Origin of the sequence: Oerskovia jenensis (assembly GCF_016907235.1) — a bacterium.
Lineage (GTDB): Bacteria > Actinomycetota > Actinomycetes > Actinomycetales > Cellulomonadaceae > Oerskovia > Oerskovia jenensis.
In genome coordinates, this window is sequence record NZ_JAFBBO010000001.1 from 3274574 (window position 1) to 3299218 (window position 24645).

General features: G+C 76.0%; 11 protein-coding genes. All 11 read left to right on the forward strand.

From position 1 onward, the window contains the following. Positions 1-191: 191 nt before the first annotated feature. The 11 genes from JOD49_RS14775 (at position 192) to JOD49_RS14825 (ending at position 24645) form a co-directional block, all read left to right on the forward strand. A complete protein-coding gene (locus tag JOD49_RS14775) occupies positions 192-851 on the forward strand; it encodes an isochorismatase family protein (protein ID WP_205307836.1) in 660 nt (219 codons plus the stop codon). Further along, on the forward strand, positions 848-1723 hold the full coding sequence (locus JOD49_RS14780) for an SDR family oxidoreductase (protein ID WP_205307837.1): 876 nt from the start codon (positions 848-850) through the stop codon (positions 1721-1723). Before JOD49_RS14775 ends, JOD49_RS14780 begins: the two co-directional genes overlap by 4 nt. A gap of 92 nt (positions 1724-1815) precedes the next feature. Further along, positions 1816-3171 carry an isochorismate synthase gene (locus JOD49_RS14785; RefSeq protein WP_205307838.1) on the forward strand — a complete coding sequence of 452 codons (1356 nt, stop codon included), beginning with the start codon at positions 1816-1818 and terminating at the stop codon, positions 3169-3171. Continuing rightward, entirely contained in the window at positions 3168-4892 is a 1725-nt protein-coding gene (locus JOD49_RS14790) for a (2,3-dihydroxybenzoyl)adenylate synthase (RefSeq protein WP_205307839.1), read from the forward strand. Before JOD49_RS14785 ends, JOD49_RS14790 begins: the two co-directional genes overlap by 4 nt. After that, positions 4889-6235, forward strand: a complete 1347-nt coding sequence (locus JOD49_RS14795) for a lysine N(6)-hydroxylase/L-ornithine N(5)-oxygenase family protein (RefSeq protein WP_205307840.1) — start codon at positions 4889-4891, stop codon at positions 6233-6235. The genes JOD49_RS14790 and JOD49_RS14795 overlap by 4 nt, the downstream gene beginning before the upstream one ends. After that, entirely contained in the window at positions 6232-7062 is an 831-nt protein-coding gene (locus JOD49_RS14800) for an ABC transporter ATP-binding protein (RefSeq protein ID WP_205307841.1), read from the forward strand. The genes JOD49_RS14795 and JOD49_RS14800 overlap by 4 nt, the downstream gene beginning before the upstream one ends. Then, the gene (locus JOD49_RS14805) at positions 7059-7307 is read left to right on the forward strand and encodes a phosphopantetheine-binding protein (protein ID WP_205307842.1); all 249 of its coding nucleotides are present in this window, start codon (positions 7059-7061) and stop codon (positions 7305-7307) included. The genes JOD49_RS14800 and JOD49_RS14805 overlap by 4 nt, the downstream gene beginning before the upstream one ends. Before the next feature lie 91 nt (positions 7308-7398). Continuing rightward, entirely contained in the window at positions 7399-8427 is a 1029-nt protein-coding gene (locus JOD49_RS14810) for an ABC transporter substrate-binding protein (RefSeq protein ID WP_205307843.1), read from the forward strand. Next, positions 8427-11894: a non-ribosomal peptide synthetase gene (locus JOD49_RS14815; protein ID WP_205307844.1), complete on the forward strand. Its 3468-nt coding sequence runs from the start codon at positions 8427-8429 to the stop codon at positions 11892-11894. The genes JOD49_RS14810 and JOD49_RS14815 overlap by 1 nt, the downstream gene beginning before the upstream one ends. Continuing rightward, on the forward strand, positions 11891-20479 hold the full coding sequence (locus JOD49_RS14820; RefSeq protein WP_205307845.1) for a non-ribosomal peptide synthetase: 8589 nt from the start codon (positions 11891-11893) through the stop codon (positions 20477-20479). The genes JOD49_RS14815 and JOD49_RS14820 overlap by 4 nt, the downstream gene beginning before the upstream one ends. Continuing rightward, positions 20476-24645, forward strand: a complete 4170-nt coding sequence (locus tag JOD49_RS14825; protein WP_205307846.1) for a non-ribosomal peptide synthetase — start codon at positions 20476-20478, stop codon at positions 24643-24645. Before JOD49_RS14820 ends, JOD49_RS14825 begins: the two co-directional genes overlap by 4 nt.

Sequence of the window (24645 nt, forward strand, 5' to 3'; positions counted from 1 at the left end):
GGCCCTTCGGCGTTCCCGGGGGACGTCCACGTCGCCCTCGTCGAACGAGATGGCAGATTGTCGGCATCTGTCCGTTCCGTGGACGGCTCTTCCCAGGCGGGTGAAGTGTGTGCTTAGGTCTACCTCAGTGAGGGAAGGATTACCTAACTCATTCAACTACCTCGCTTCATACGCCTGGCTCTGGGGGGACCATGGGACTGCCGACGATCGCCGCCTACGACGGCCCGGCACCGCACGAGTACCCGAGCAACCGTGTGACGTGGCAGGTCGACCCTGCCCGTGCGGTGCTCCTCGTGCACGACATGCAGCAGTACTTCGTGAACGCGTTCGACCCGGCGTCGCCGGCCCTGCGCGACGCCGTCCACAACATCTCGCGGCTCGCGGCCTCGGCACGCGAGCTCGGCGTCCCGGTGGTCCTGACCGCCCAGCCTCCCGCGCAGCAGCCCGCGGACCGTGGCCTGCTCACGGACTTCTGGGGCCCGGGCATCCCCGACGACGGCTCGGACGTCGTGATCGACGCGCTCGCTCCGCAGCCCGGGGACGTCGTGCTGACCAAGTGGCGCTACGACGCGTTCGTGCGCACCGGGCTGCGGGACCTCCTGCGTGAGCAGGGGCGCGACCAGCTCGTCGTGACGGGCGTCTACGCCCACATCGGCTGCCTCGTCACGGCGTGCGACGCGTTCATGCACGACGTCCAGCCCTTCCTCGTCGGCGACGCCGTCGCGGACTTCTCGCTCGCCCACCACCGTCAGGCCCTGGCCTGGGCCGCGGACCGGTGCGCGGTCGTGGCGACGACGGACGACGTGCTGACCCACCTCGGGGCGCGCGTCCCCGCGGTGGCGGGGGCATGAGCGCGCGCGTCGCTCTCGTGACCGGTGCCGCGGGCGGCATCGGTGCCGCAGTCGCGGACGCGCTCGCGGCGCAGGGCTACGTGGTGGTCGCGGCGGACGTCGGCGAGCGCGTCCCGCACGCGTCCCCGGCCGCCGGCGCGCCCGACGTCCCGGCGGCACAGGACGACGCCTGCACGAGCACGCAGGACGAGCCCAGCGGATCCGGGACGCGGAGCGCTTCGGTGCCCGGCCCCGTGGTCCCGGTCCGTCTCGACGTGACCGACGAGGCGGACGTCGTGCGCGTCGTCCGCTGGGTCGAGGACGAGATCGGCCCGCTCCAGGTCCTCGTCAACGCTGCGGGCGTCCTGAGCCCTGGCGTCGTGACCGAGTCCTCGCTCACGGACTGGCAGCGCATGCTCGCGGTCAACGCGACCGGTGTGTACCTGGTCTCGCGCGAGGTCGCGCGATGTCTGTCCTCCCGTCGGCGGGGCGCGATCGTCACGGTCGCGTCGAACGCCGCGGGGGTCCCGCGCGTCGGGATGGCGGCGTACGCGGCCTCCAAGGCCGCGGCGTCGAGCCTGACGCGGTCGCTCGGTCTCGAGCTCGCGCCGTACGGGGTGCGCTGCAACGTGGTCTCGCCGGGCTCGACCCGCACGCCCATGCTCGCGGCGCTCGCCGGGTCGCCGGGCCCGGACGACCTGCGGGTCCTCGACGAGTCGGCCGAGGCGCGGGTCGTGGCCGGGGTGCCGGCGGACTTCCGGCTCGGCATCCCGCTCGGACGGCTCGCCGAGGTGCAGGACGTGGCCGACGCCGTCGCCTTCCTCGCCTCGGACGCGGCCCGGCACATCACGGTCCACGAGCTCGTGGTCGACGGCGGCGCCACGCTCCGCTGACCGCTGCGCCCCACCCCCCGCACGACCTCTCGCACGTCACCCTGCTGACGATCCCGCAGGTACACGATCCCCATCGACACCGAGGACGCCTCATGACCGGCTTCACCGTGCTCGACGACCCGGCAGGTACCGCGGTCGCGCTCGACCCGGCGCACGCGCGCCGCCACCACGCCCCGACGGCCCCGACCGCCCCGACCGGCTCGTCGGGCACCGCCCTGCCCGACGACGGCGGTCCCCTGGGGCACGCCGAGTTCCGTCTCGCGTCGCCCGACGTGGGCCTCGTCGCGCACGGGGTGCGCGAGCGCCTCGACGTGCCCTCGTGGGACGGCCCGACGGTCGCCGCCGCGGCGCGTGACCTGCTCGCACGTGCCGCGTCCGCCCGCTGGGCCGGGGAGCCCGCTCCGATCCTCGTGGGCACGATCCCGTTCGACTCCTCGCGTCCCGCGCACCTCGTCGTCCCGGCGTACCAGTCGTGGCGGCCCGTCGGCGCGGGGCAGGGTGCGCAGAGCGACCGTGCCCCCCTCGGCCCGACCGGCACGGGTGCCGCGAGGACCTCCGACGCGTCCGCCGCGGAACAGGTCCACCCCGTGGTGGCGGCTGCGTCCGCTCCCACCGGCCTGCCCGGACGTGACGACGCGGTCTTCCGCGCCGCCGTCGGGCGGGCGGTGTCCCAGCTCGAGGACGGCGTGGCCGAGAAGGTCGTCCTCGCGCGCACCCTCGACGTGTCCGCGCCCGCCCCGCTCGACCGGGGCGCGGTGCGCGCCGCGATGCGGCGGGCGAACCCGGACGCGTACGTGTTCGACGTCGAGCTGCCCGGTGACCAGGGGCACCTGGTCGGGGCGAGCCCCGAGCTCCTGGTCTCGGTGCGCGACGGCGTGCTGCACAGCCACCCGCTCGCGGGGTCGGCGCCGCGCTCGGCCGACCCCGCGGAGGACCGCGCGACCGCACAGCGGCTCCTGACGTCCGAGAAGGACCTGCGTGAGCACGCGTTCGTGACCGACGCGATCCGCGAGGTGCTGCGCGGATTCGTCGCCCACGAGGACGACCTGGACGTGCCGGCCACCCCGGAGCTCGTCGCGACGTCGCACCTGTGGCACCTGGGCACACCCGTCACGGCACGGCTGAAGCCCGGCACGTCGGTGCTCGACGTCGTGTACGCGCTGCACCCCACGCCCGCGGTCTGCGGGCACCCGCAGGACGCTGCGCGCGAGCTCATCGGGTCGCTCGAACCGTTCGACCGCGGCTTCTACACGGGCCTCGTCGGCTGGGCGGACCAGGCCGGGAACGGCGAGTGGGCGATCGTGCTGCGCTGCGGCGTGGTGCGCGGCGCCGACGTGCGCCTGTTCGCGGGGGCAGGCGTCGTCGTCGGGTCCACGCCCGAGGGCGAGCACGCCGAGACCGCCGTGAAGTTCTCGACGCTGCTCTCCGCGCTGGGGAGCGTGTCGTGACGGCCGCCCCCCGGGTGCGCCCCGCGCCCCACCTGCTCGACGGCGTCGTGCCCGTCCCCGCCGAGGCCGCGGACCGCTACCGCGCGGCCGGGTTCTGGACCGACCAGACGCTCGGCTCGCTCGTGCGCGACGCCGCGGCCGCCCGGCCCGACGCGACCGCGCTCGTCGACACGGACCGCAGCCTGACCTACGCGGACCTGGACCGCTCGGCCGACGACCTCGCGCACGGCTTCGCGGCGCTCGGGCTGCGCCGAGGAGATCGCGTCGTCGTGCAGCTCCCGAGCGCGTGCGAGCTGGTCGAGGTGCTGGTCGCGCTCGGCCGGTCGGGCATCGTTCCTGTCCTCGCGCTGCCCGCGCACCGGCGCGCCGAGGTCGAGTACTTCGCGAGCCACACGGACGCCGTCGCGCTCGTGGCCGCCGGGGTGGAGGCGGGATTCGACCACGCGGCCCTCGCCCGAGAGGTCGCCGGGACCGTGGCGTCGGTGCGGCACGTCGTCGCGACCCCCGCGGCGTACGCCGAGCAGCCGGACGCGCGCAGCTCGTTCACCGAGCACGCTCTCGGCGACCTGCGCCGATCGGACCTGACCACGGTCCGTGGGCCCTTCGAGGACGCCGCGCACCCGTCCGACGTCGTGCTCCTGCAGCTCTCGGGCGGGACCACCGGCACGCCCAAGCTCATCCCGCGCACCCACGCCGACTACCTGTACTCGGTGCGCGAGAGCGCACGGATCTGCGGCCTGGGCCCCGGCTCCACCTACCTCGCGACGCTGCCGGTCGCGCACAACTACGCCCTGACGTCTCCCGGCGTGCTCGGGGTCCTGCACGCGGGCGGGACCGTGGTCCTGTCCCCGCACGGCGCCCCGGACACGGCGTTCGCGCTCGTCGAGCGGCACCGCGTCACGCACGTGGCCCTCGTGCCGCCGCTCGCACACGTCTGGGCCGCCTCGCCGCTCGTCGCCACGCACGACCTCTCCTCGCTCCAGGTCCTCCAGGTCGGGGGAGCCAAGCTGGGGACGAGCGCGGCCGAGCGCCTGCTCGAGGTCTTCGGGGACACGCTCCAGCAGGTCTTCGGCATGGCCGAGGGGCTCGTCTGCTACACCCGGGCGGGCGACCCGCGCGAGGTCGTCGTCGGGACCCAGGGCCGGCCCATCTCGCCCGCCGACGAGGTCCTCGTCGTGGACGACCACGACGAGCCGGTCGCCGACGGGCAGCCGGGGCACCTGCTGACCCGCGGTCCCTACACGATCCGCGGCTACTACCGGGCCCCCGAGCACGACGCGCGCTCCTTCACGGCCGACGGCTTCTACCGTACGGGCGACCTCGTGGTGCGCGACGCCGCGGGGTACCTCACGGTCGTCGGGCGCGCGAAGGAGCAGATCAACCGCGGGGGGGAGAAGATCGCTCCCGCCGAGGTCGAGAACCACCTGCGCGCCCACCCCGACGTGCTCGACGTGAGCGTCGTCGGCGAGATCGACGAGTACCTGGGCGAGCGTGCGGTCGCGCGCGTCGTCGCCCGGTCCGGTGCGGCGGCCCCGACCGGCCCCGCCCTGCGCCGGTTCCTGCGCGGACGCGGCATCGCCGCCTACAAGATCCCCGACCGCTTCGAGACCGTCGACGCGCTCGCCACCACCGCGGTCGGCAAGGTCGACCGCGCCCACCCGGCCCCCGCTCCAGCGGGTGCCGCACCCGAACCCCGCACCCAGCCGTGGAGCCCGCGATGAGCAACCCTTCCCGCACGCAGGACCCCCGCCGCCCCGGGCACGACGTCGACGTCGACCTCCTGGGGCTCGGCTTCGGACCGTCGAACATGGCGCTCGCGATCGCGGTCGAGGAGCACAACGCGACGTCCGACGAACGGCTGCGCGCGGTCTTCCACGAGCGCCAGGCGACCTCGCGCTGGCACCACGGCATGCTCTTCGAGGACGCGCACATGCAGGTCGCGTTCGCCAAGGACCTCGTGACGCTGCGCAACCCCACGAGCGACTACTCGTTCCTCGCGTTCCTGCACGAGCAGGGCCGCCTCGTCGACTTCCTCAACCGGGGCAGCTTCGCGCCGCTGCGCGTCGAGTTCGCGGCCTACCTGCGCTGGGCCGCGGCCCGTCTCGCGGGGTTCACGCGCTACGGCTCGTCGGTCGAGTCCGTCGTCCCCGTGCGGTCCGACGGGCAGGTCGTCGCGTTCGACGTGACGGTCCGGGACCAGCAGGGGCGAAGCACGACCCGCGCCCGCGACGTCGTGGTCGCAGCGGGCCTGCAGCCGCGGCTCCCGGAGGGCCTCACCGAGTCGGCCCGCGTCTGGCACAACCAGCGGTACCTCGACCGCATCGCGCTCGTCGACCACGACGTGCGTCGGGCCGTGGTCGTGGGCGCGGGGCAGAGCGCCGCCGAGATCATGCTCGACCTCTACGACCGGTTCCCCGGCGCCGAGGTCCACTCGGTGTCGCGCCGCTACGGCTTCTCGCCCTCGGACTCGACGCCCTACGCCAACTCGGTCTTCGACCCGGGCACGGTCGACCTCTTCTACGACGCCCCGCCCGCGGGGCGCGCGCAGCTCATGGCGCACCACCGCAACACCAACTACTCGGTCGTGGCCGAGGACACCATCCGCGCCCTGCACGAGCACGAGTACCGCGACCGGTGGCTCGGGCGCGAACGCCTGCACTGGCACCGGTGCACCGAGGTGCTCGACGTGCGGAACGCATCGGACGGCCCGGTGGCTCTGACGCTCGCCGAGAACCTCACGGGGACCACGGCCGTCCTCGACGCGGACCTCGTCGTGCTCGCCACGGGCTACCGGCCCCTGGACCCGGCGACCCTGCTCGGCGGCACGACCGACCTGCTCGGTCGCGACGCCGACGGGGCCCTCGACCTGCACCGCGACCACCGCGCCCGCCTCACCGAGCCGGCCGACGCCGGGCTCTACCTCGTGGGGCAGTCCGAGCACTCGCACGGTCTCAGCTCGACCCTGCTGTCCACGCTGGGCGTCCGCGCCGGAGAGGTGCTCGCGTCGGTCCTGGCCCGCCGAGCTGCGCCCGCCGTCCGTCCCGACCCGGTGGCCGTCCGATGAGCCTCACGACGACCGACCTGCGCGTCGGCTACGGCAAGCGCGACGTCCTCCAGGGGGTCGACCTCGAGATCCTCCAGGGCGAGCTCACGGTCATCGTCGGGCCCAACGGCTGCGGCAAGTCGACCCTGCTGCTCTCTCTCGCCCGCATCCTGCGGCCCACCGCCGGGAAGGTCGAGCTCGACGGGCAGGTCGTCACGTCGATGCCGCCCCGCGAGGTCGCCAGGCGGCTCGCGTTCCTGCCGCAGTCCCCGGTCGGGCCGGACGGCATCCGCGTGCGCGACCTCGTGGCCCGAGGACGCCACCCGCACCAGGGCTTCCTGCGCGCGCTGTCGGCCGAGGACCACCAGGTCGTCGACGAGGTGCTGCTCGCGACCGACACGCTCGACCTGTCGACCCGGCGCGTGAGCGAGCTGTCGGGCGGGCAGCGCCAGCGCGTGTGGATCGCCATGGCCCTCGCGCAGGAGACGTCGCTGCTCCTGCTCGACGAGCCCACCACGTTCCTCGACATCGCCCACCAGATCGACGTCCTCGACACGTGCGCGCGCCTGCACGACGAGGGCCGCACGGTCGTCGCGGTCCTGCACGACCTCAACCTCGCCGTCCGGTACGCGACCCAGCTCGTCCTCATGAAGGACGGCGCGGTCGTGGCCCAGGGGCGCCCCGAGGAGGTCCTGGACGCCGACGTCGTCCGGCACGTGTTCGGGATCCGCGCCCACGTCGTGACCGACCCCGAGGGCTGGCCGCTCGTGGTCCCCGTCCGCTCCGACGTCCTGGCCAGGCGTTCGCCCGCACGCACCAGCCCACGTCCCGCCGGAGGACCCGCATGACCACGACAGCAGCCCCCACGCGCGAGCAGGCGCTCGCGGACCTCGTCGACGTCCTGGGCGCCGGCGGCTCGGCCGCGCACGAGATCGGGCTCGACGACGACCTGATCGACCACGGCCTGGACTCGGTGCGGCTCATGGCCCTGCTCGAGCGCTGGCGCGCCGCGGGCTGGTCGGTCGAGTTCGCCCAGGTCGCGGTCGAGCCCACGCTCCGTGGCTGCCTGCGCGCGCTGGGCGTCGCGACCTGACGCACCCCGCCCTGCCGGCCGCACCCCTCGACCACGCGCCACCCCGACCTTCGCACGACCTCGCCAGACCCACCTCAAGGAGAACCCCAGCATGACCAGCACCCGAACCCTCACGACCGCACGTGGCACCCGGACCTCGCGCGCCACCGCCTGGCTGCTCGTCCCGGCCCTCGCCGCGGTCCTCGCCGTGGGCGGGTGCGCGGGCGGCACGTCGGCGGCCGACGAGCCCGCCGGCTCCTCGGCCGAGGCGGGCACCCGCACGGTCGAGACCGCGTTCGGGAAGGTCGAGATCCCCGCGGACCCCCAGCGCGTCGTCGCGCTCGAGGGCGGCACGGGCCCGCTCCTCGAGGCGGGCATCGTGCCCGTCGCGACCGCGGACGGCGACTGGGCCGAGTCGTACCTGCCCGCCGAGTTCGAGCAGGTCGCGGACCTGCCGATCGTGATGGGCGCGGACGGCTGGGACTACGAGAAGATCGCGTCGCTCGAGCCCGACCTGATCGTCGGGTTCGTGCGCGGCGGCAAGGAGGAGGAGCTCAGCGCCGAGAAGAAGGCCGACTTCGACAAGCTGTCCCAGATCGCACCCACGGTCCTCGTCCGCGCCACGGGCTCGGCGACGGTCAAGGACGCGTCGGTCGAGATCGCGGCGGCGCTCGGCGCGGGCACGGAGGCCGAGGCGATCAAGGCCGAGTACGAGGCGCGCGTCGCGGAGATCAAGGAGACGTACGGCGACGTCATCGCGGCCCACACGTTCGCGGGGCTCGACTCGTTCGAGGAGATCACGGTCTACTCGCAGATCTCCTGGATCGGCGGCATCCTCACCGACATCGGCGCACCGCTGCCCGCGGTCGTGGCCGAGGAGAAGACCGAGAACGGCGCCTTCCTGTCCTACGAGCAGCTCGGCCAGGTCGCCGACGCGACCGTCGTGCTGACCGAGCAGACGGTCGAGGGCCGGCCCGGCCCCGGCGCCGAGGAGCTCGAGGCCGCGTCGACCTACCAGTCGCTCCCGGCCGTGACCGCGGGGCACGCGTACGGCATCCGCTACTTCTTCGCGGACCGCTACAGCCTGGCCCTCGACGTCCTCGACCAGCTCGAGGTCGTGCTCAAGGACCTCCAGGGCTGATGACGACGTCCTCCGCCCCCGACCTCGTGCCCGTCGACCTGCCCGTCGACGTGGGCCCCGCGGTGCTCCCCGTGCCTGCGGGCCTCGCGCTCACGACCGCGCAGCTCGGCGTGATCGGCGCGCAGCTCGTGCGTCCCGACACGACCTCGTTCGCGGTGGGCGAGGTCGTCGAGATCACGGGCGAGCTCGACACGGACGTGCTGGCGCTCGCGGTCGAGATCGTGGTCGGGGAGACGGAGGCGCTGCGCACGGCGTTCGTGGTGTCCGACGACGTCGCGCAGGTCGTCCACCCGGCCGGCGGTCCCGCGCTCGCGCGGACGCGCACGGACGTCGTGACCGGCGGCGTCCGGGTCCTCGACCTGTCGGGGGTGCCCGACGCCCGGGAGCGGGCGGCCACGCTCGTCGAGACCGACCGCGCGCTGCCCTTCGCGCTCGACGTGCCGGCCCTGGCCCGTCAGGCGATCGTGCGCCTCGACGCGACGACCGTGTGGTGGTCCCTCGTGGTGCACCACGCGATCCTCGACGCGTACGGGATCACGCTCGTCGTGCGTCGCGTGGCCGAGGTCTGCACCGCGCTGACCTCGGGGCGCGAGGTGGGGCCGAGCCCCTTCGGGCAGGTCGCGGACGTCGTGGCCGAGGAGGCGCGCTACGCGGCGTCCCCCGAGCGGGAGAGGGACCGGGAGCACTGGGCCTCCCGGGTGGGCACCCTCGACGCGGGACCGGGGAGCTTCAGCGAGGGACCGCTCCCCGAGGCCACCGTCGGCCCGGCTCCGGCCGACGCCGTGGTGCGGGTCGCGCACGGGGCGGGCTGCGCCGTCGGGCCGCTCGAAGAGGTCGCCGCGCGGTCCGGCGCCGGCTGGCCCGACGTCGTCGCCGCGACCTTCGCCGTCCACCTCGCGCTCGTCGCGGGGCGCCGCCGCGTGAGCGTCGCGATGCCCGCGATGAACCGCATGGGGTCCGTCGCGGCGGTCGTCCCGACCATGCGCGTCAACGTCCTGCCCGTCGTGGTCGACGTCGCGCCGGGGCAGCGCGTCGACGACCTCGTGACGCAGGTCCGCGAGCGCGTGCGCGAGCTGCGCCGCCACGGGCGCTACCCCGCCGAGCAGATCGTGCGCGACGCGGGCTCGGCCGTGACCGCGGCCGAGCTCAACGTCAAGCTGTTCGACCACGACCTGCACCTCGGCTCCGCCGTCGGCCGGCTGCGCACCGTGGCCGAGGGCCCCGTCGACGACCTCGCGGTCTCGGTTGTGCGCGTCCCCGGGGCGGGCGGCGACGAGCTGCGTCTGACGGGCACCGCACCGGCCCGGCTGTTCACCGCGTCCGACGTCGCCGCTCGCCTGGGTGAGCTGGCCCACCTCCTGGAGAGCGTGGGAGACGCGGCGCCCGGCGCTCGCGTGGGGTCCCTCGGGCTCGTGCCCGCCCGGGCGGAGCCCGCGATCGTGGCCCGCTCGACCGGCCCCGCGCTGCCCGGGGACGCGGTGCCCCTGCTCGCCGGGGCCCTGTTCGACCGCGCCGTGGCCACGCGGGGCGACGCCGTGGCGCTCGTCGCGCACGAGACCTCGACGTTCCGGGAGCTCGACGAGGCCGTCGCGCACCTCGCCGGGCGCCTGGTCGCCGCCGGCGCCCGCTCCGACACGCTCGTCGCGATCGACCTGCCGCGCGGCACCGACTACGTCGTGACCCTGCTCGCGCTGCACCGCTGCGGGGCCGCCGCGCTCCTGCTCGACGACCGGACCCCGCCCGCGCGACGCCTCGCGCTCGCCGACCGCCACGAGGCGAGGATCGTCGTCGCCGACGTCACGGGTGCCACCCGTGGCCCGGGCGTCGCCGGTGGCGAGGCGGCTGCCGCCGCGGCGTCCCTCCCCACCGGCGACGGCTCCCTGTGGAGGGGGCGCGTCGTCGTCGGGCCACGCGGGGACGCCACGACCCGCGGGGCCGTCCCGCTGCGGCACGCGCTCGACGTGCCGCGCGACTCCCTCGCCTACGTCCTGCACACCTCGGGGTCCACGGGTGAGCCCAAGGCGGTCGGGGTCGGTCACGGCGCGCTCGCACAGTTCCTCGCCCACCACGCGGCGCACGTCGTGCCGCCCGTCGGGAGCCACCCGGCCCCGGCGCAGCGCGTCGCGCAGACCATGCCGCTCGTGTTCGACGGCTCGTGGGACACGCTGCTCACGCTCCTGCTGGGACACGAGCTGCACCTGCTCGACGTCGAGCAGTACCGCGACCCGGGGACCCTCGTGGACCTCGTGGTCGAGCGCGGCATCCACCGCATCGACCTCACGCCCACCGTCATGTCGGCCGTCGTCGAGGCCGGGCTGTTCACCCGGGACCACGAGCTGCGGACCGTGTCCGTGGGCGGCGAGGCGTGCCCGCCCGCGCTGTGGACCACGCTGCGCGCACAGCCCGGGCTCCGGGTCCTCAACCTCTACGGGCCCACCGAGTACACGGTCGACGCCGTGGGCGCGACCGGCCACGACGCGGAGCGGCCCGTGATCGGGCGACCGCTCTGCGCGACCGCCGCCCTGGTCCTCGACCAGCACCTGCGCCCCGTGCCCGACGGCGTGGTCGGCGAGCTCTACCTCGCCGGCCCCCAGCTCGCGCGCGGCTACCTGCGCCGCCCCGACCTCACGGCCGAACGCTTCGTCGCGAACCCGTTCGGGGAGCCCGGCGCGCGCATGTACCGCACGGGCGACCTCGCGCGCCGCGACACCGAGGGCCTGCTGCACTACGTCGGTCGCCGCGACCACCAGGTCAAGATCCGCGGGTTCCGCGTCGAGCCGGGCGAGACCGAGGCCGCGCTGCTCGCGCTGCCCGGCGTCGCGCAGGCGACCGTGCAGGCGCGCAGGTCCGCGCTCGGCGCGCGCCTGGTCGCGTACGTCGTGGCGCCAGGTCTGGCGGGAGACGCGGTGCGGGCGGCGCTCGCGGACGTGCTGCCGGACCACCTGGTGCCCTCGGTCGTCGTGGTGCTCGACGCACTGCCGCTCACGAGCAACGGCAAGCTCGACGTCGCGGCACTTCCCGAGCCCACCCCTCCCGTGCCGACGGCGACGGACCTGCCCGCCGAGGGGGACGGACCCGCCCACCCCGGGCGACCGGACCTCCCGCCGACGGTGACCGACGTGTCGCTCGCGTTCGCCTCGGCCCTCGACCTCGCCGCGGTCGCACCCGACGCCGACTTCTTCGCGCTCGGCGGCGACAGCATCCGTGCGATCCACGTCGTCGCACGCCTGCGCGACAAGGGCTGGCGCTCGAGCGTGCAGGACGTGTTCGAGCAGCGCACCGTCACGGGCGTCGCGGCCATGCTGCGGCGCCTCGAACCGGTCGCACCGGCCGCCCCGACGACGCACGCACCAGGGTCCACCTCCACGGACGCGGCCGTCCCGCTCCTCGACCTCGCACCCGGCGACCTCGACCGCCTCGGCGCACTCCTCGGCGACCGCCGACGCACACGGAAGGCACGACCATGAGCTCGACCGAGGCCATCGAGGCCGTCTGGCCCCTGACCGCGCTGCAGCGCGCGCTCACCGCCCACGCCGGGCTCGCGACCGACGGTCACGACCCGTACGTGGGTCAGACCCTCGTCGAGCTGCGCGGACCGCTCGACGGTCCCGCGCTCGAACGCAGCCTCGACGCGCTGCTCGTGGCCCACCCGAACCTGCGCGCGGGCTTCGCGGTCGACGACGACCTGGACCCGGTCCAGTTCGTCCCCCGCCACGCCACGGCCGAGGTCGTCTGGTACGACGCCGCCGACGGCTCCCGGTCGGACCGCGGCACCGACGACGTCGTGCGGGACCTGACCCGTGCCGCGGTCGCGGCCGAGCGGGCGCTCCCGTTCGACCCGTCCGACCCGCCGCTCGTGCGCTTCGGGGTCGTCGCGCTCGGGGCCGAGCACCACGTGCTCGTCGTCACGAGCCACCACCTGGTGCTCGACGGCTGGTCGATGCCGCTGCTGGTCCGTGAGGTCGCCCGGTTGTACGGGGCCGAGCTGTCCGCCGAGGACGACGCCCTCGCACCCGCCCGTGGCCGGTTCGTCGACCACCTCGCGTGGCTCGGGCGTCAGGACGCCGAGGCCGCGCGTGCGCACTGGCGAGAGGCCCTCGCCGACGTCGAACCCTCCGGGTGGCCCGCGGCCGAGACGTGGGCCGCGGCCCGGAACAGCGCCTCCGACCCGGGCGCGACCGCAGCCGACGGGCAGCCCGCCCGCTCCGGCGACGGACCGACCACCGGTGACGCGTTCACGACCCGTCGAGCCCTCGACACGACCACGGTCGACGCCGTCCGCACGGGTGCGCGCGCGCAGGGCGTCACGTCGGCCACGCTCGTGCGCGCGGCGTGGGGCCTGATGGTCGCGGCCCAGGCCGGGACGACCCGGGCGACGTTCGCCGTCCCGGTCGCGCTCCGCAGCCCCGAGGTCGAGCACGCCGACGAGATCGTCGGGATGCTCACCGAGTCGGTCGTCGCCCGGGTCGACGCCGAGGCCGCCGCGACCCTCGGCGAGGTCGTCGCCGACCACGCCCGCCGCTGGAACGCCTCGTGGGACCACCAGCACGTCGGGCTGCGCGGCATCCAGGCGGCATCGGGCTCCGAGACGCCCGTCGCGACGACGCTCGTGTCGTTCGAGCAGGCGCCCGGCGCCGGGACGTTCGCGCCGACGGTCGTGGGCCTCGACCCCGTCCACCTCCGTGTCCTCGCGACGCACGACGCCACGCACTTCCCGCTCGCGCTCGCGGTCGACGCCGGGCCCGACACGTGGGACCTCGCCCTCGACGCGCACGCGGCCGCCTTCACGACGACGGCCGCCGAGGCGCTCCTCGCGACGTTCGAGCGGATCCTGCGCACGGTCGCGACCGACCCCGGGGCGCGGGTCGCGAGCCTCGACCTGGTCGCGCACCCTGCCTCCTCGACCGGCGGCGCCCCGATCGCCGCGGACGCGCCGGCGGGATCGGCGGGATCGGCGGCCGACCGCACGCCGACGGCACGGCCCGCCCTCGTCACCGACGTCCTCGCGGACTCGATCGCGCGCCACCCGCACGCGGGTGCGCTCGTCGTCGGGGACCAGCGGTGGACGTTCTCCGAGCTCGACCTCGCCGTCACCCGCGCCGAGCGCCGCCTCACGGCCTGCGGGGCCGCACCGGGCGATGCGCTCGCGATCGACCTGCCGCGCGACGAACGGATCGTGCACGTGATCCTGGCGGCTCTGCGCCGCGGCCTGGCCGTGACGCCGCTGCCGCACGGAGCGCCCGAGCGCCGCGCGCACGTCCTGCGCCTCAGCGGTGCGCGGCTCCTGTGGGACGAGACCGGACCGCGCCGCCTCGACACGGCGTCCGCTGTCCCGTCCACGCCCGCTCCCAGGGCGCCGGACGCACCCGGGGCGAGCATCGCCGTCGGGACCGACGACGCGCCTGCGGCGGCCCGGACTCCCGAGCCGAGCGCCGTCGTCGGGCCCGACCTGCCGCCCGCCCCCGACACCGCGACCCTGCGCGCGTGCGTCGGCAGCATCATCTTCACGTCCGGCTCGACGGGCGAGCCCAAGGGGGTTGCCGTGGGCCAGGACGCGCTCGCGCACCTCCTCGACCGGCACCGCACCGAGCTCTACCCGCCGGGCGAGCGGCTGCGCGTCGCGCACACCGCGGCGTTCTCGTTCGACGCGCACTACGACGCGTTCCTCGCGCTCGCCGCGGGCCACGAGCTGCACGTGCTCGACGAGGACGTGTTCCTCGACCCGGTCGCGTTGCGCGACTACGCGACCGAGCACGCGATCGACTACCTCGACTTCACGCCGACCGTCTGGGGGGCGCTCCTCGCGGGCGCCGAGTGGGCGCACCTGCCGCGGATCTGCGTCGCGGGCGGCGAGGCGTTCGGACCCGCGCTGTGGACGCGGATGCGCGAGCTCGCGGCGCCCACGGGCGCGCGCGTCGTCAACCTGTACGGACCGACCGAGGCGACCGTCGACGCCCTCGCGGCCGACGTCGCGGACACGGCCGAGCCGGTCGTCGGGCGGCCCGTGGGACGCACGCAGGCCGTGGTGCTCGACGCCGCGCTGCGCGAGGTCCCGGTCGGCACCGTGGGCGAGCTGTACCTCGCTGGCCCCCAGCTCGCCGAGGCGTACCTGGGGCGCGCGGGCCTCACCGCGAGCCGGTTCGTCGCCCGCCCCGGCGGGGTCCCGGGCGAGCGCATGTACCGCACGGGCGACCTCGCGCGCCGCGCCGAGGACGGCACCCTGAGCCTGCTGGGTCGCAACGACGACCAGATCTCGCTGCACGGCTTCCGCATCGAGCCGGGCGAGGTCGAGCAGGCCCTGGTGGCGCTCGACGGCGTGGCCGAGGCCGCGGTCGTGCTCGCCGAGCACCCGCGCTGGGGTGCTCGGCTGGTCGCGTACGTGACGGGAGCCGGGCTCGACCCGGACGTCCTGCGCGCCGCGGCGGCCGAGCGTCTCGCGCGGCACCTCGTCCCGACCGCGTTCGTCCCCCTCGACGCCCTCCCGCTGACGCGTCACGGCAAGCTCGACCGCCACGCGCTGCCCGCGCCCGACTGGGACGGGGCCCGGACGTCCGGGGCCGCTGCGCCCTCCGGCGCCGGCCCGACCCCTGTCGAGGCGCAGGTCCACGCGGCCGCCACGCGCATCCTGGGCGGCGACGGCCTGGGCCTCGACGAGAGCTTCTTCGCCGCGGGCGGCGACAGCATCGACGCGCTCCAGCTCATCGCGGCCCTGCGCCGCGAGGGACTCGTCCTGACGCCCGCGGACCTCTTCGCGGCGCGCACCCCGCGCGAGATGGCGCACCGCGTCCGGCCCGACGGCGCCGCGAGCGCGGGTGGGTCCGTCGCCTCGGGCGCCGGGACGGGTGCGGGTGGCGCCGCCGACGTGCTCGTGGCGCTGACGGACGCGCAGGCTGCTGCGTTCGACGAGCACGTGCGCGCGGTGGTGCCCGGGGCCACGCGCGTCGTCGACGTGCTGCCCCTGACCCCGACCCAGCTCGGCATGGTCGCCGAAGGTGCGCGCGACGCCGCCGACGCCTACCGCACGACGACCCGGTTCACCGTGACGGGAGTCGGCGACGACGGGGGTGCCCGGGTCGCGGAGGCCGTGCAGTCGCTCGTCGCGCGGCACGCGAACCTGCGCGGCGGTGTGCTCCAGCTCGACCTCCCTGCCCCGGTCCTCTTCGTGCCCGACGCTGCCCGGGTGCCCCTCGTCGAGCACGACGCGCGCGGACTGACCGAGGACGCGCTGGCCGTGCTGCTCGACGAGACCGACCTGGCCGAGCGCTCGCGCCTGGGCGACCTGTCGTCCGCGCCGCTCGTGTCGGGCACGATCGTGCGGACCGGCGACGACGAGCACGTGCTCGTCCTGGCGATGCACCACCTGCTGACCGACGGCTGGTCGGTGCCGCTCCTCGCGGCGGACCTGCGGGCGACGCTGGCCGGGTCGGCTCCGCACGACGGTGCCACGGCGTCCGGGACAGCGAGCGGCGAGCCCTCGTTCCGCGACTACCTGACGTGGCTGCGTGACGCCGAGGTCTCCCGCGCAGAGGTCGAGGACCTGTGGCGCGCCGAGCTCGACGGGGTCGAAGGGCCGTCGCTGCTGGGGACCGTGGGCTCGCCCACGGCGACGGACGCGCGCGTCGACGGTGACGCACGCGCCGTCACCCGGCTCGCGACCGGTACGGACGGGCTCCGTGCCGCTGCGCTGCGCGCCGAGGTCACGCCCGCGACCGTCGTCCAGACGGCGTGGGGCCTCGTCGTCGCGGCGTTGACCGGGCGGCTCGAGGCGCTGGTCGGGTCCACGGTCGCCGGTCGCCCCACCGACCTGGACGGCGCCGACCGCATCATCGGGATGTTCGTGAGCTCGTCGCCGGTCCGGGTACCGGCCGGTGCGCACCTCACGGCGGATTCGCTGCTCCAGGACGTCCAGGCGCGACAGGCCCGGCTGCTCGACGCCCACCACGTGGGCCTCCCGTCGATCGCACGGATCGCGGGTCACGCGCTGTTCGACACGCTCGTGGTCGTCGAGAGCTACCCGCGTGGGGGTGCCGCACCCACCGTCGGTGGGCAGGGGAGCCGGCCCCGGCCCGTCGTCGTGGCCCCCACGGGCGGCCACGACGCGACGCACTACCCCGTGACCGTCACGGTCCTGCCCGCGCCCGACGGTGAGGGGCTCACGATCGAGATCGAGGAGCGTCCCGGTGCGCTCGACCCTGCGGTGAGCGGCGTCCTCCCGGCAGCGCTCACCGCGGCCGTCGAACGCCTGGCCCGCGGGGGTGCCCTCCCGACGGCGCACGAGCTCGTCGGGGAGGTGCGCGTGCCGCGACCGGCCCCTGCCGAGTCCGCCGCGACTGCGCCCCGCAGCGACGACCGGGGCGACCTCGGCGACCGGGCGGCCGACGTCGTCGGGCCGCGGGCCGTCCTCGGCGGCGAGCGCACCGGACGCGTGCGGGCCGAGGTGGCCCGCGTCCTCGGCGTCGACGTCGGCCCCACGACCGACTTCTTCGCGGCGGGCGGCGACAGCATCAGCGCGATGCAGCTCGTCGGCGCCTTGCGCGGGCAGGGGCTGGTCGTGACGGTCGGCGCGGTCTTCGCGGGCCGCACGGCCGCGGGGATCGCACGCGCCGCGGCCGAGGTCGGGACCGCGCCGCGCACCGAGCGCACGCCTGTCGTGACCGACGACGCCGACACGGGCGCGCTGCCCCTCACCCCCGCGCTCGCCTGGCTCCTGGAGAGCGGCGGCGACCACCGCGGGTTCGTCCAGGTGCGCGTCCTGCGGACGCCCGCCCGCCTCACGGAGGACGTGCTGCGCACGGCGCTCGGGAGCCTCGTGGCAGCGCACGGCGCCCTGCGTCTCGCGGTGCACGACGGCGCGGCGCGCGTCCTCGACGTGGCCTCGCCCGAGGTCTCGGACGGGGCGGACGACGTGCTGCGGCTCGCCGGTCGTGACGGGCTCGACGAGGCGCTGCGGGCCGCAGCGGCCGAGATCGACCCCGGGACGGGCCGCGTGCTGCGCGCGGTGTGGGACCAGGGCGCGCGCGAGCTGGCGCTCGTGGCGCACCACGTCGCGGTCGACGCGGTCTCGTGGCGCATCCTGGTGGACGACCTGCGGGCTCTCGCGGCGGGAAGCGTCCTGCCCGCCGCGTCCGCGAGCCTGCGGTCCGCCGCGTCGGCCATGCACGACGAGGCCGCCGGGGTGTCGGGCGAGCTGCCCGCCTGGCTCGACGTGCACTCCGGTCCGGCGGTCTCGTTGACGTCCCGACCGCTCGACCCGGCGCTCGACACGGTGTCGAGCGCGCGCGAGGTCGTCGTGCGCCTCGGCGCCGACGACACCCGGCTCCTGCTCGACCTCGCGCCCGAGCACCGCACGGACCACGTGCTCCTGGCGGCGCTCTCGCTCGCGGCCGGTGACGTGGCGGCGGGCGCCGTGGCGGGGGCGACGGGCCCGAGCGGGCGGGGGGCAGGCCCGGACCTCGTGGTCGAGACCGAGGGGCACGGGCGCCGGCTCGACGGCGAGGGACCCGACCTGTCGCGGACCGTCGGCTGGTTCACGACGACCTGGCCCCTGCGCCTGCACGCCGCTCCGGGCGTCGCACCGACGACGCACCTGCGGGACACGGCCCGCCAGGCCGCGACGGTACCCGGCGACGGTCGGGCGTACGGACTGCTGCGGCACCTGGAGCCCACCACGAAGGCGGCGTTGCGCGACGCCGCGACGGCCTGCCCGCCGCAGGTCCTCGTCAACTACCTGGGGCGGGAGACGGAGAGCGTCGAGGACTGGGGGAGCACGGCCGACGCCGCGCACGTCGAGTCGACGCTCGACCTGCACGCCGACCTGCCGCTGTCCCACCCGGTCGAGCTCAACGCGTACGTGGCCGACGGCCCCCACGGCCCCGAGCTCGTGGCGCGCTGGCTGCTGGCGCTCGCGGTGTCCGGGGTGTCCGGGGTCGACGGGATCGCAGGGACGGACAGGACGGACAGGACGGACCGTACGGACGGGGGGACGGCACCCTCGGCGGGCACGACGCGCATCGCCGCCGAGCCGCTGATCGGGGGGTGGGTCGAGCGTCTGCGCGAGCTCGTCCGTGGGGCCGCCTCCGCCGTGACGTCCGAGAGCTCGGCCGAGGGCTCGGCCCAGACGGCGGCGCCCCCGCTGCCCACGGGGGCGCCCTGGCCGGTCACGCCCGTGCAGCGCGGCATGGTCCTGCACGCGCTCGAGGCGCCCGTCGACCGGTACACGAGCGCGATCGACGTGGGGCTCGACGGTCCGCTCGACGTCGCCGCGCTGCGCGCCGCCGCGGCCGACGTCCTCGCGGCCCACCCGCAGCTGCGTCTCGCGGTCGCGGCGCGCGGACCGCAGGACGTGGGCCTCGTCGTCACGGACGTCACCGAGGTCCCGTTGCGCGAGGTCACCCTGCCCGACGACGTCGCGCACCCCGTGCACGTCCCGCGAGATGCGGGCCACGCGGGTTCCGGCGGGCTTCCGGCCCCGGACGGCCTCATCTCGGCGGCCGGGCCCGGCCAGGGTCCCGGGCACGCACCGCCCGGGCCCGCAGCCCCTGACCCGGAGCGTCGCGCGCTCGACGAGATCATGGCCGACGAGCTCGACCGGCCCTTCGACCTCGCGCGACCGCCGCTGCTGCGGCTCGTCGTCGTCCGGGTCGGCTCCCCCGAGGGCGCCCGGCACCGGCTCGTCGTGACCAACCACCACGTGCTGCTCGACGGCTGGTCGGTGCCGTTCCTCGTCGACCTCCTGCTGGGGGCGTACGTGCGGCGCGTCGGTGCACCCACGGGAGCGACGCCGTCGGGCAGCGGACCGACGACGCACCCGACCGGGCTCGTGCCGCCCACGCCGGGCGCGGCCTGGCAGCTCTCGCGACGCCTCGCGCGGCGCGACGCCGGCGCGGTCGAGGTCTGGCGCGACGCCCTCGCCGGAGCCCGGCCGGTCCGCGTGGCCGAGCCCGAGGACACGGGCGAGCGCCCGACCGTGCTGCACGCGACCCCCGACGGCCTGGGCGCACGGCTCGTCGCCGCCGCGCGTGCCACGCAGGTCACCACGGCCGACGTCGTGACCTCGGCCTGGGGGGTCGTCCTCGCGGCCCTCACGGGAGAGCGCGACGTGCTGACCGGGACGACCGTCGCCGGGCGGCCCACGGAGGTCGAGGGAGCGCACGGCGTGCTCGGGATGTTCGTCAACACCGTGCCCGTGCGGATCCCGGTCGCCGAGCCGGGGGACGGCACGGGCTGGACCCTCACCGACCTGGTGCGCGCGGTCCACGAGCGGCAGGCGCGGCTGCGGGACGTCGACCACGTGGCGCTCGCGGACGTGCAGCGCGCGCTCGGGGTCGGCGAGCTGTTCGACACGCTCCTCGTGGTCGAGAACTACCCGCGCGACGCCGACGCCCAGCCGGGCGCCGAGGCCGGGCTGCGGATCACCGACGTCCAGGGGGACGACCGCACGCAGTACCCGCTCGCGCTCACGGTCGACGCGTCCGAGGGGCTGAGCGTGCAGCTCGACCACCTGGCCTCGGTGCCCGCCGAGCGGGCGGGCGCGGCGCTCGCGGCCGTCGTCGAGGTGCTCGGCCTGCTGGCCGACGCGCCCTCGACGCGGGTCGAGGACGTCCTGGCCGGGCTCGCGGTCACGCACCCGGCACTGGCCGAGCGCACCTCGACCGGTCCGGACGGCGCCGCGGTGCCCGCCGCGGCCGCCCCGGGCGGGGCGCCCGTGGCCGTCGTCCGCGAGGTCTTCGCCGAGGCGCTGGGCGTGCGGCGCGTGGCCGACGACGACAACTTCTTCGCCCTGGGCGGCGACTCGATCGTCGCGATGAAGGTCACGACGACGCTCCGCGCACGGGGCTGGACGGTCGACCCGCGGTCGGTGTTCGCGGCACCGACCCCGGCCGCGCTCGCGCTGCGGGCCCGCCCCACCGCCGTCCCCACCACCGAGGTGTCAGAACCAGCGAGGACTGGAGACCTCGCTGGTTCTGACAACTTCCCGCTCGTCTCCCCGCTCCTCGCGATGTCCGCGAGCGAGCTGGGCGACCTCGACGACCTGATGAGGAACCTGACATGACCACGACCGACGAGCGCACGGGCACGGCCCCCGCCGGAGGTACGGCCGCCTCCGCGGCCCCCGCTCCCACGATCGCCGAGGTCCTGCCCCTGGCTCCGCTCCAGGAGGGCCTGCTCTTCCACGCCGTCTCGGAGGACACGGGCCTCGACGTCTACACGATGCAGTCGACCTACCGGTTCCCGGGCGGTGTCGACGAGCACGCGATGCAGCGTGCGTGCGAGTCGCTGCTGCGGCGGCACGCGGTCCTGCGCGCGGGGTTCGCGCACGAGCGCTTCGCGCGCCCGGTGCAGTTCGTGCCCACGGCGGTCACGGTCCCGTGGCGTGTCCAGGACCTGGACCACCTGGCGCGCGACGAGCGCACCACGGCTCTCGACCGGCTCCAGTACGACGAGCGCCAGCGCCGCTTCACCATGGACCGCCCGCCGCTCCTCCGCTTCGTGCTCGTGCGGCTCGGGGAGCAGGGGGCCGCGCTCGTCGTGACGAACCACCACATCCTGCTCGACGGCTGGTCCGACGCGCTGCTCGTGACCGAGCTCCTGCGGCACTACGCCGCGGGCGGCGAGGACACGAGCCTGCCGCCCGCCCCGCAGTTCCGTGACTACCTCGCGTGGGTCGCGGCGCAGGACGACGACGCCGCGGCGAGCGCGTGGGACGTCTCGCTGTCGGGCCTCGCGGAGGGGACGCTCGTCGCCCCGCCGGACCCGCGCCGTCGGGCGTCGATGCCCGAGGTCGTCGAGCGCGACCTCGACCCGACCCTCTCGCTCGCGGTGCTCGCCCTGGCGCGCACGTGCGCGGTGTCCGTGAGCACGCTCTACTCGGCCGCGTGGGCGCTCGCGCTGCGCTCGGTCACGGGGAGCGACGACGTGGTGTTCGGCAGCACCGTCTCCGGCCGCCCGCCGGCGCTCGCGGGCGTCGAGGAGATGGTCGGGCTGTTCCTCAACACCGTGCCCGTGCGCCTGGCGACGCGCCCCGGCGAGCCGTTCCGCGACCTGCTGCGCCGCTTCCAGTCGGAGCAGGCCGAGCTCATGGACCACCACCACGTGAGCCTGGGCGAGCTCCAGCGCCGCGCCGGCGTCGGGGCGCTGTTCGACACGCTCTACGTCATGCGCAACACGCCCGAGGACGACGCCGAGCTCGACCGCCTCAGCGCGGCCGTGGGCCTCGAGGACGTCGAGGGCGGCGACGCCACGCACTACCCGCTGACGTTCGTGGTCCACCCCGGGCAGCCGTACCGCCTGATCCTGTCGCACCGCACCGACGTCGTGGACGCCGCCCGGGCGCACGCCCTGCTCGACCAGGTCGAGGCGGTCCTGCGCCGCGCGGTGGGCGACCCGGACGCACCGGTCGCCCGGGTCGCCGCGGTGCCCGACGACGTCGCGCCCCTCCTCCTGGCACCTGGCGTCCGCGCGGCGCAGGACGTGGGCGACGACTCGTTGCTCGACCTGCTGGACCGGGCCGTCGCCACCTACCCGCACCGCACGGCGCTGGTCCACGGCACCGGCTCGCTGACGTTCGCCCGGCTCGGCGAGCGCGTCGACCTGCTCGCGCGCTCCCTGGTCGCGGCCGGTGCCGGGCCCGAGGACGTCGTGGCGCTCGCGGTGCCGCGCGGGATCGACTTCCTGGTCGCGCTGTTCGCGACCCTGCGGGCCGGGGCGGCGTACGTGCCGCTCGACGCCGCGCACCCGGCCGAGAGGCTGTGCGCGATCGTCGAGGCGGCCGGGGCCCGGGCCGTGGTGCTGGACGAGTCGTTCCGGGGGCTCGTGGGGCCGGCGCTCGCGGGCCGCGCGGAGGTCCCGGTACTCGCGGACGTCCCGGTACTCCCGGTGCCGCCCGAGCACGCGGGGCCGCCGACGGTGAGGCTCGCGCCCCTCGCGGGCGACGCGCACCCGGCCCGCGGTGACGACCCGTGGCCGGCCCACCGCCACGACCGGCTCGCGTACGTCATGTACACGTCGGGCTCGACGGGCGCGCCCAAGGGAGTCGCGATCGAGCACGGCGGGCTGGTCAACATGCTGCGCAACCACCGGGCGGAGATCTTCGAGCCGCTCGTCGCCTCCCGCCCGGCCGCGCTCAGCGCAGAGCCGGTCCGGGTCGCGCACACGGTCTCGTTCGCGTTCGACATGTCGTGGGAGGAGCTGCTGTGGCTCGTCGACGGCCACGAGGTGCACCTGCTCGACGAGGCCGTCCGCCGCGACCCGCACGCCATGGCGACGTACTGCGCGGCCGAGCGGATCGACGTCGTCAACGTGACGCCCTCGGTGTGCTCGGCGCTGCTCGCGGAGGGACTGCTCGACGAGGGTCGGTACCGCCCGAGCCTCGTGCTGCTGGGGGGCGAGGCCGTGGGCGCGGAGGTGTGGGACGCGATCGCCCGGACCCCCGGGACGCGCGGCTACAACCTGTACGGCCCCACCGAGTACACGATCAACACGCTCGGCGGCGGCACGGACGAGAGCCGGCGCCCCACGGTGGGCCGCCCCATCGCCAACACGTCGGTGTACCTCCTGGACTCGGGGCTCGCGCCCGTGCCGGACGGCACGCCGGGCGAGCTGTACGTGAGCGGGATCGGGCTCGCCCGCGGGTACCACGGGGAGCCCGGTCTGAGCGCCGAGCGGTTCGTCGCCGACCCGTTCGGGACCCCGGGCGCGCGCATGTACCGCACGGGCGACGTGGTGCGCCGCAGGCCCGACGGGCAGCTCGACTTCCTGGGGCGCAGCGACGGCCAGGTCAAGATCCGGGGCTACCGGGTCGAGCCGGGGGAGTCGCAGGCGGTGCTGGCGCGCGACCCACGGGTCGCGCAGTGTGCCGTCGTCGCACGCCGGGGCGCCGGGGGCGGGCACGTCCTCGTGGGCTACGTGGTGCTCGCCGAGGGGGCCGAGACCCCTGCCGAGACCCCTGCCGAGACCCCCGCCGAGGGTGACGCCGACGTGCTCGCCGACGTCCTGCGGACCATGCGCCGCACGCTCCCCGACCACCTGGTCCCCTCGGCCCTGGTCCCGCTCGACGGGCTGCCGCTGACGCCGCACGCCAAGCTCGACGTCCGGCGCCTGCCCGCACCCGACCTCACGCGCGAGGGCGGGCGCGAGCCCCGGACCGACCTCGAGCGCGAGCTGTGCGCGATCTTCGCCGAGGTCCTGGGCGTGACGACCTTCGGCGCCGACGACGACTTCTACGCCGCGGGGGGCCACTCGCTCCTGGCGATGCGTGCGGTCTCGATGGTCCGCACGCGGCTGGGGCGCCCGCTCAGCGTCGGCGTCCTCGTCACGGCCCCGACGGTCGAGGCGATCGTCGCGCACTGGGACGCCCCGGAGACCGACCCGTTCGCGGGCACGCTCACGCTGCGCGCCCCTGCGCCCGGGAGCGAGGCGGCTCCGCTGTTCTGCCTCGCCCCGGCGGGTGGCCTCGGGTGGTCCTTCGCATCGCTCGTCCCGCACGTCCCGGCCGGCACGGCGGTGCACGCGCTCCAGTCGCCGCGTCTCGCGGGGCCGGGCGGCGCCCCCTCCTCTCTCGTCGACCTCGCCGAGCAGACGGTCCGGGCGGTGCGCGAGGTCCGGCCGCGCGGGCCGTACCACCTGCTCGGCTACTCGTTCGGTGCGCACCTGGCCCACCTCGTGGCCACGCGTCTGCAGGAGGCGGGCGACGTCGTCGCGAGCCTGACGATGCTCGACGCCGAGGCCGTCGCGCCCGGGGCGCCCTCCGCCGTCGGGCCGGAGGATCCGTCGTCGGCGGCGGACGCGCACGCCGAGGAGCTCGACGCCCTCCGGTCGCTCCTCGCGGCCGGCGGGGCCGACCCCGACCTGTGCGCCGCGCCCACGCGCGACGACGTCCTCGACGTCCTGGCCGACGCGCCCGGTGCGTGGGGCGACCTCGACGAGGACGGGCTCGCCGCGGTCGTCGACACGTACCTCTACTCGTGCGACCTCATGGGCCAGGCCCGCTACACGCCGTTCCGCGGCGACCTGCTGCTCTTCACGGCGCGGGACACCGCGGCCACGCACGACCCCACGACCCAGCGCGACGCCTGGGCCCCGCACGTGACCGGCGTCGTGACCCAGCACGCGGTCCTCGCGGGCCACCACGACATGGTGTCGCCCGCGGCGATCGGGCAGCTCGGCCCGGTCCTCGCGCAGCACCTGAGAACGTTCACCAGCACCGACGAGAGGCCCTGA

Bases quoted from the DNA above. Each gene is read 5' to 3' on its own strand.
- JOD49_RS14800 (WP_205307841.1), top strand. From the start codon at position 6,232: ATGAGCCTCACGACGACCGACCTGCGCGTCGGCTACGGCAAGCGCGAC.
- JOD49_RS14785 (WP_205307838.1), top strand. From the start codon at position 1,816: ATGACCGGCTTCACCGTGCTCGACGACCCGGCAGGTACCGCGGTCGCG.
- JOD49_RS14780 (WP_205307837.1), top strand. From the start codon at position 848: ATGAGCGCGCGCGTCGCTCTCGTGACCGGTGCCGCGGGCGGCATCGGT.
- JOD49_RS14825 (WP_205307846.1), top strand. From the start codon at position 20,476: ATGACCACGACCGACGAGCGCACGGGCACGGCCCCCGCCGGAGGTACG.
- JOD49_RS14775 (WP_205307836.1), top strand. From the start codon at position 192: ATGGGACTGCCGACGATCGCCGCCTACGACGGCCCGGCACCGCACGAG.
- JOD49_RS14810 (WP_205307843.1), top strand. From the start codon at position 7,399: ATGACCAGCACCCGAACCCTCACGACCGCACGTGGCACCCGGACCTCG.
- JOD49_RS14820 (WP_205307845.1), top strand. From the start codon at position 11,891: ATGAGCTCGACCGAGGCCATCGAGGCCGTCTGGCCCCTGACCGCGCTG.
- JOD49_RS14815 (WP_205307844.1), top strand. From the start codon at position 8,427: ATGACGACGTCCTCCGCCCCCGACCTCGTGCCCGTCGACCTGCCCGTC.
- JOD49_RS14795 (WP_205307840.1), top strand. From the start codon at position 4,889: ATGAGCAACCCTTCCCGCACGCAGGACCCCCGCCGCCCCGGGCACGAC.
- JOD49_RS14805 (WP_205307842.1), top strand. From the start codon at position 7,059: ATGACCACGACAGCAGCCCCCACGCGCGAGCAGGCGCTCGCGGACCTC.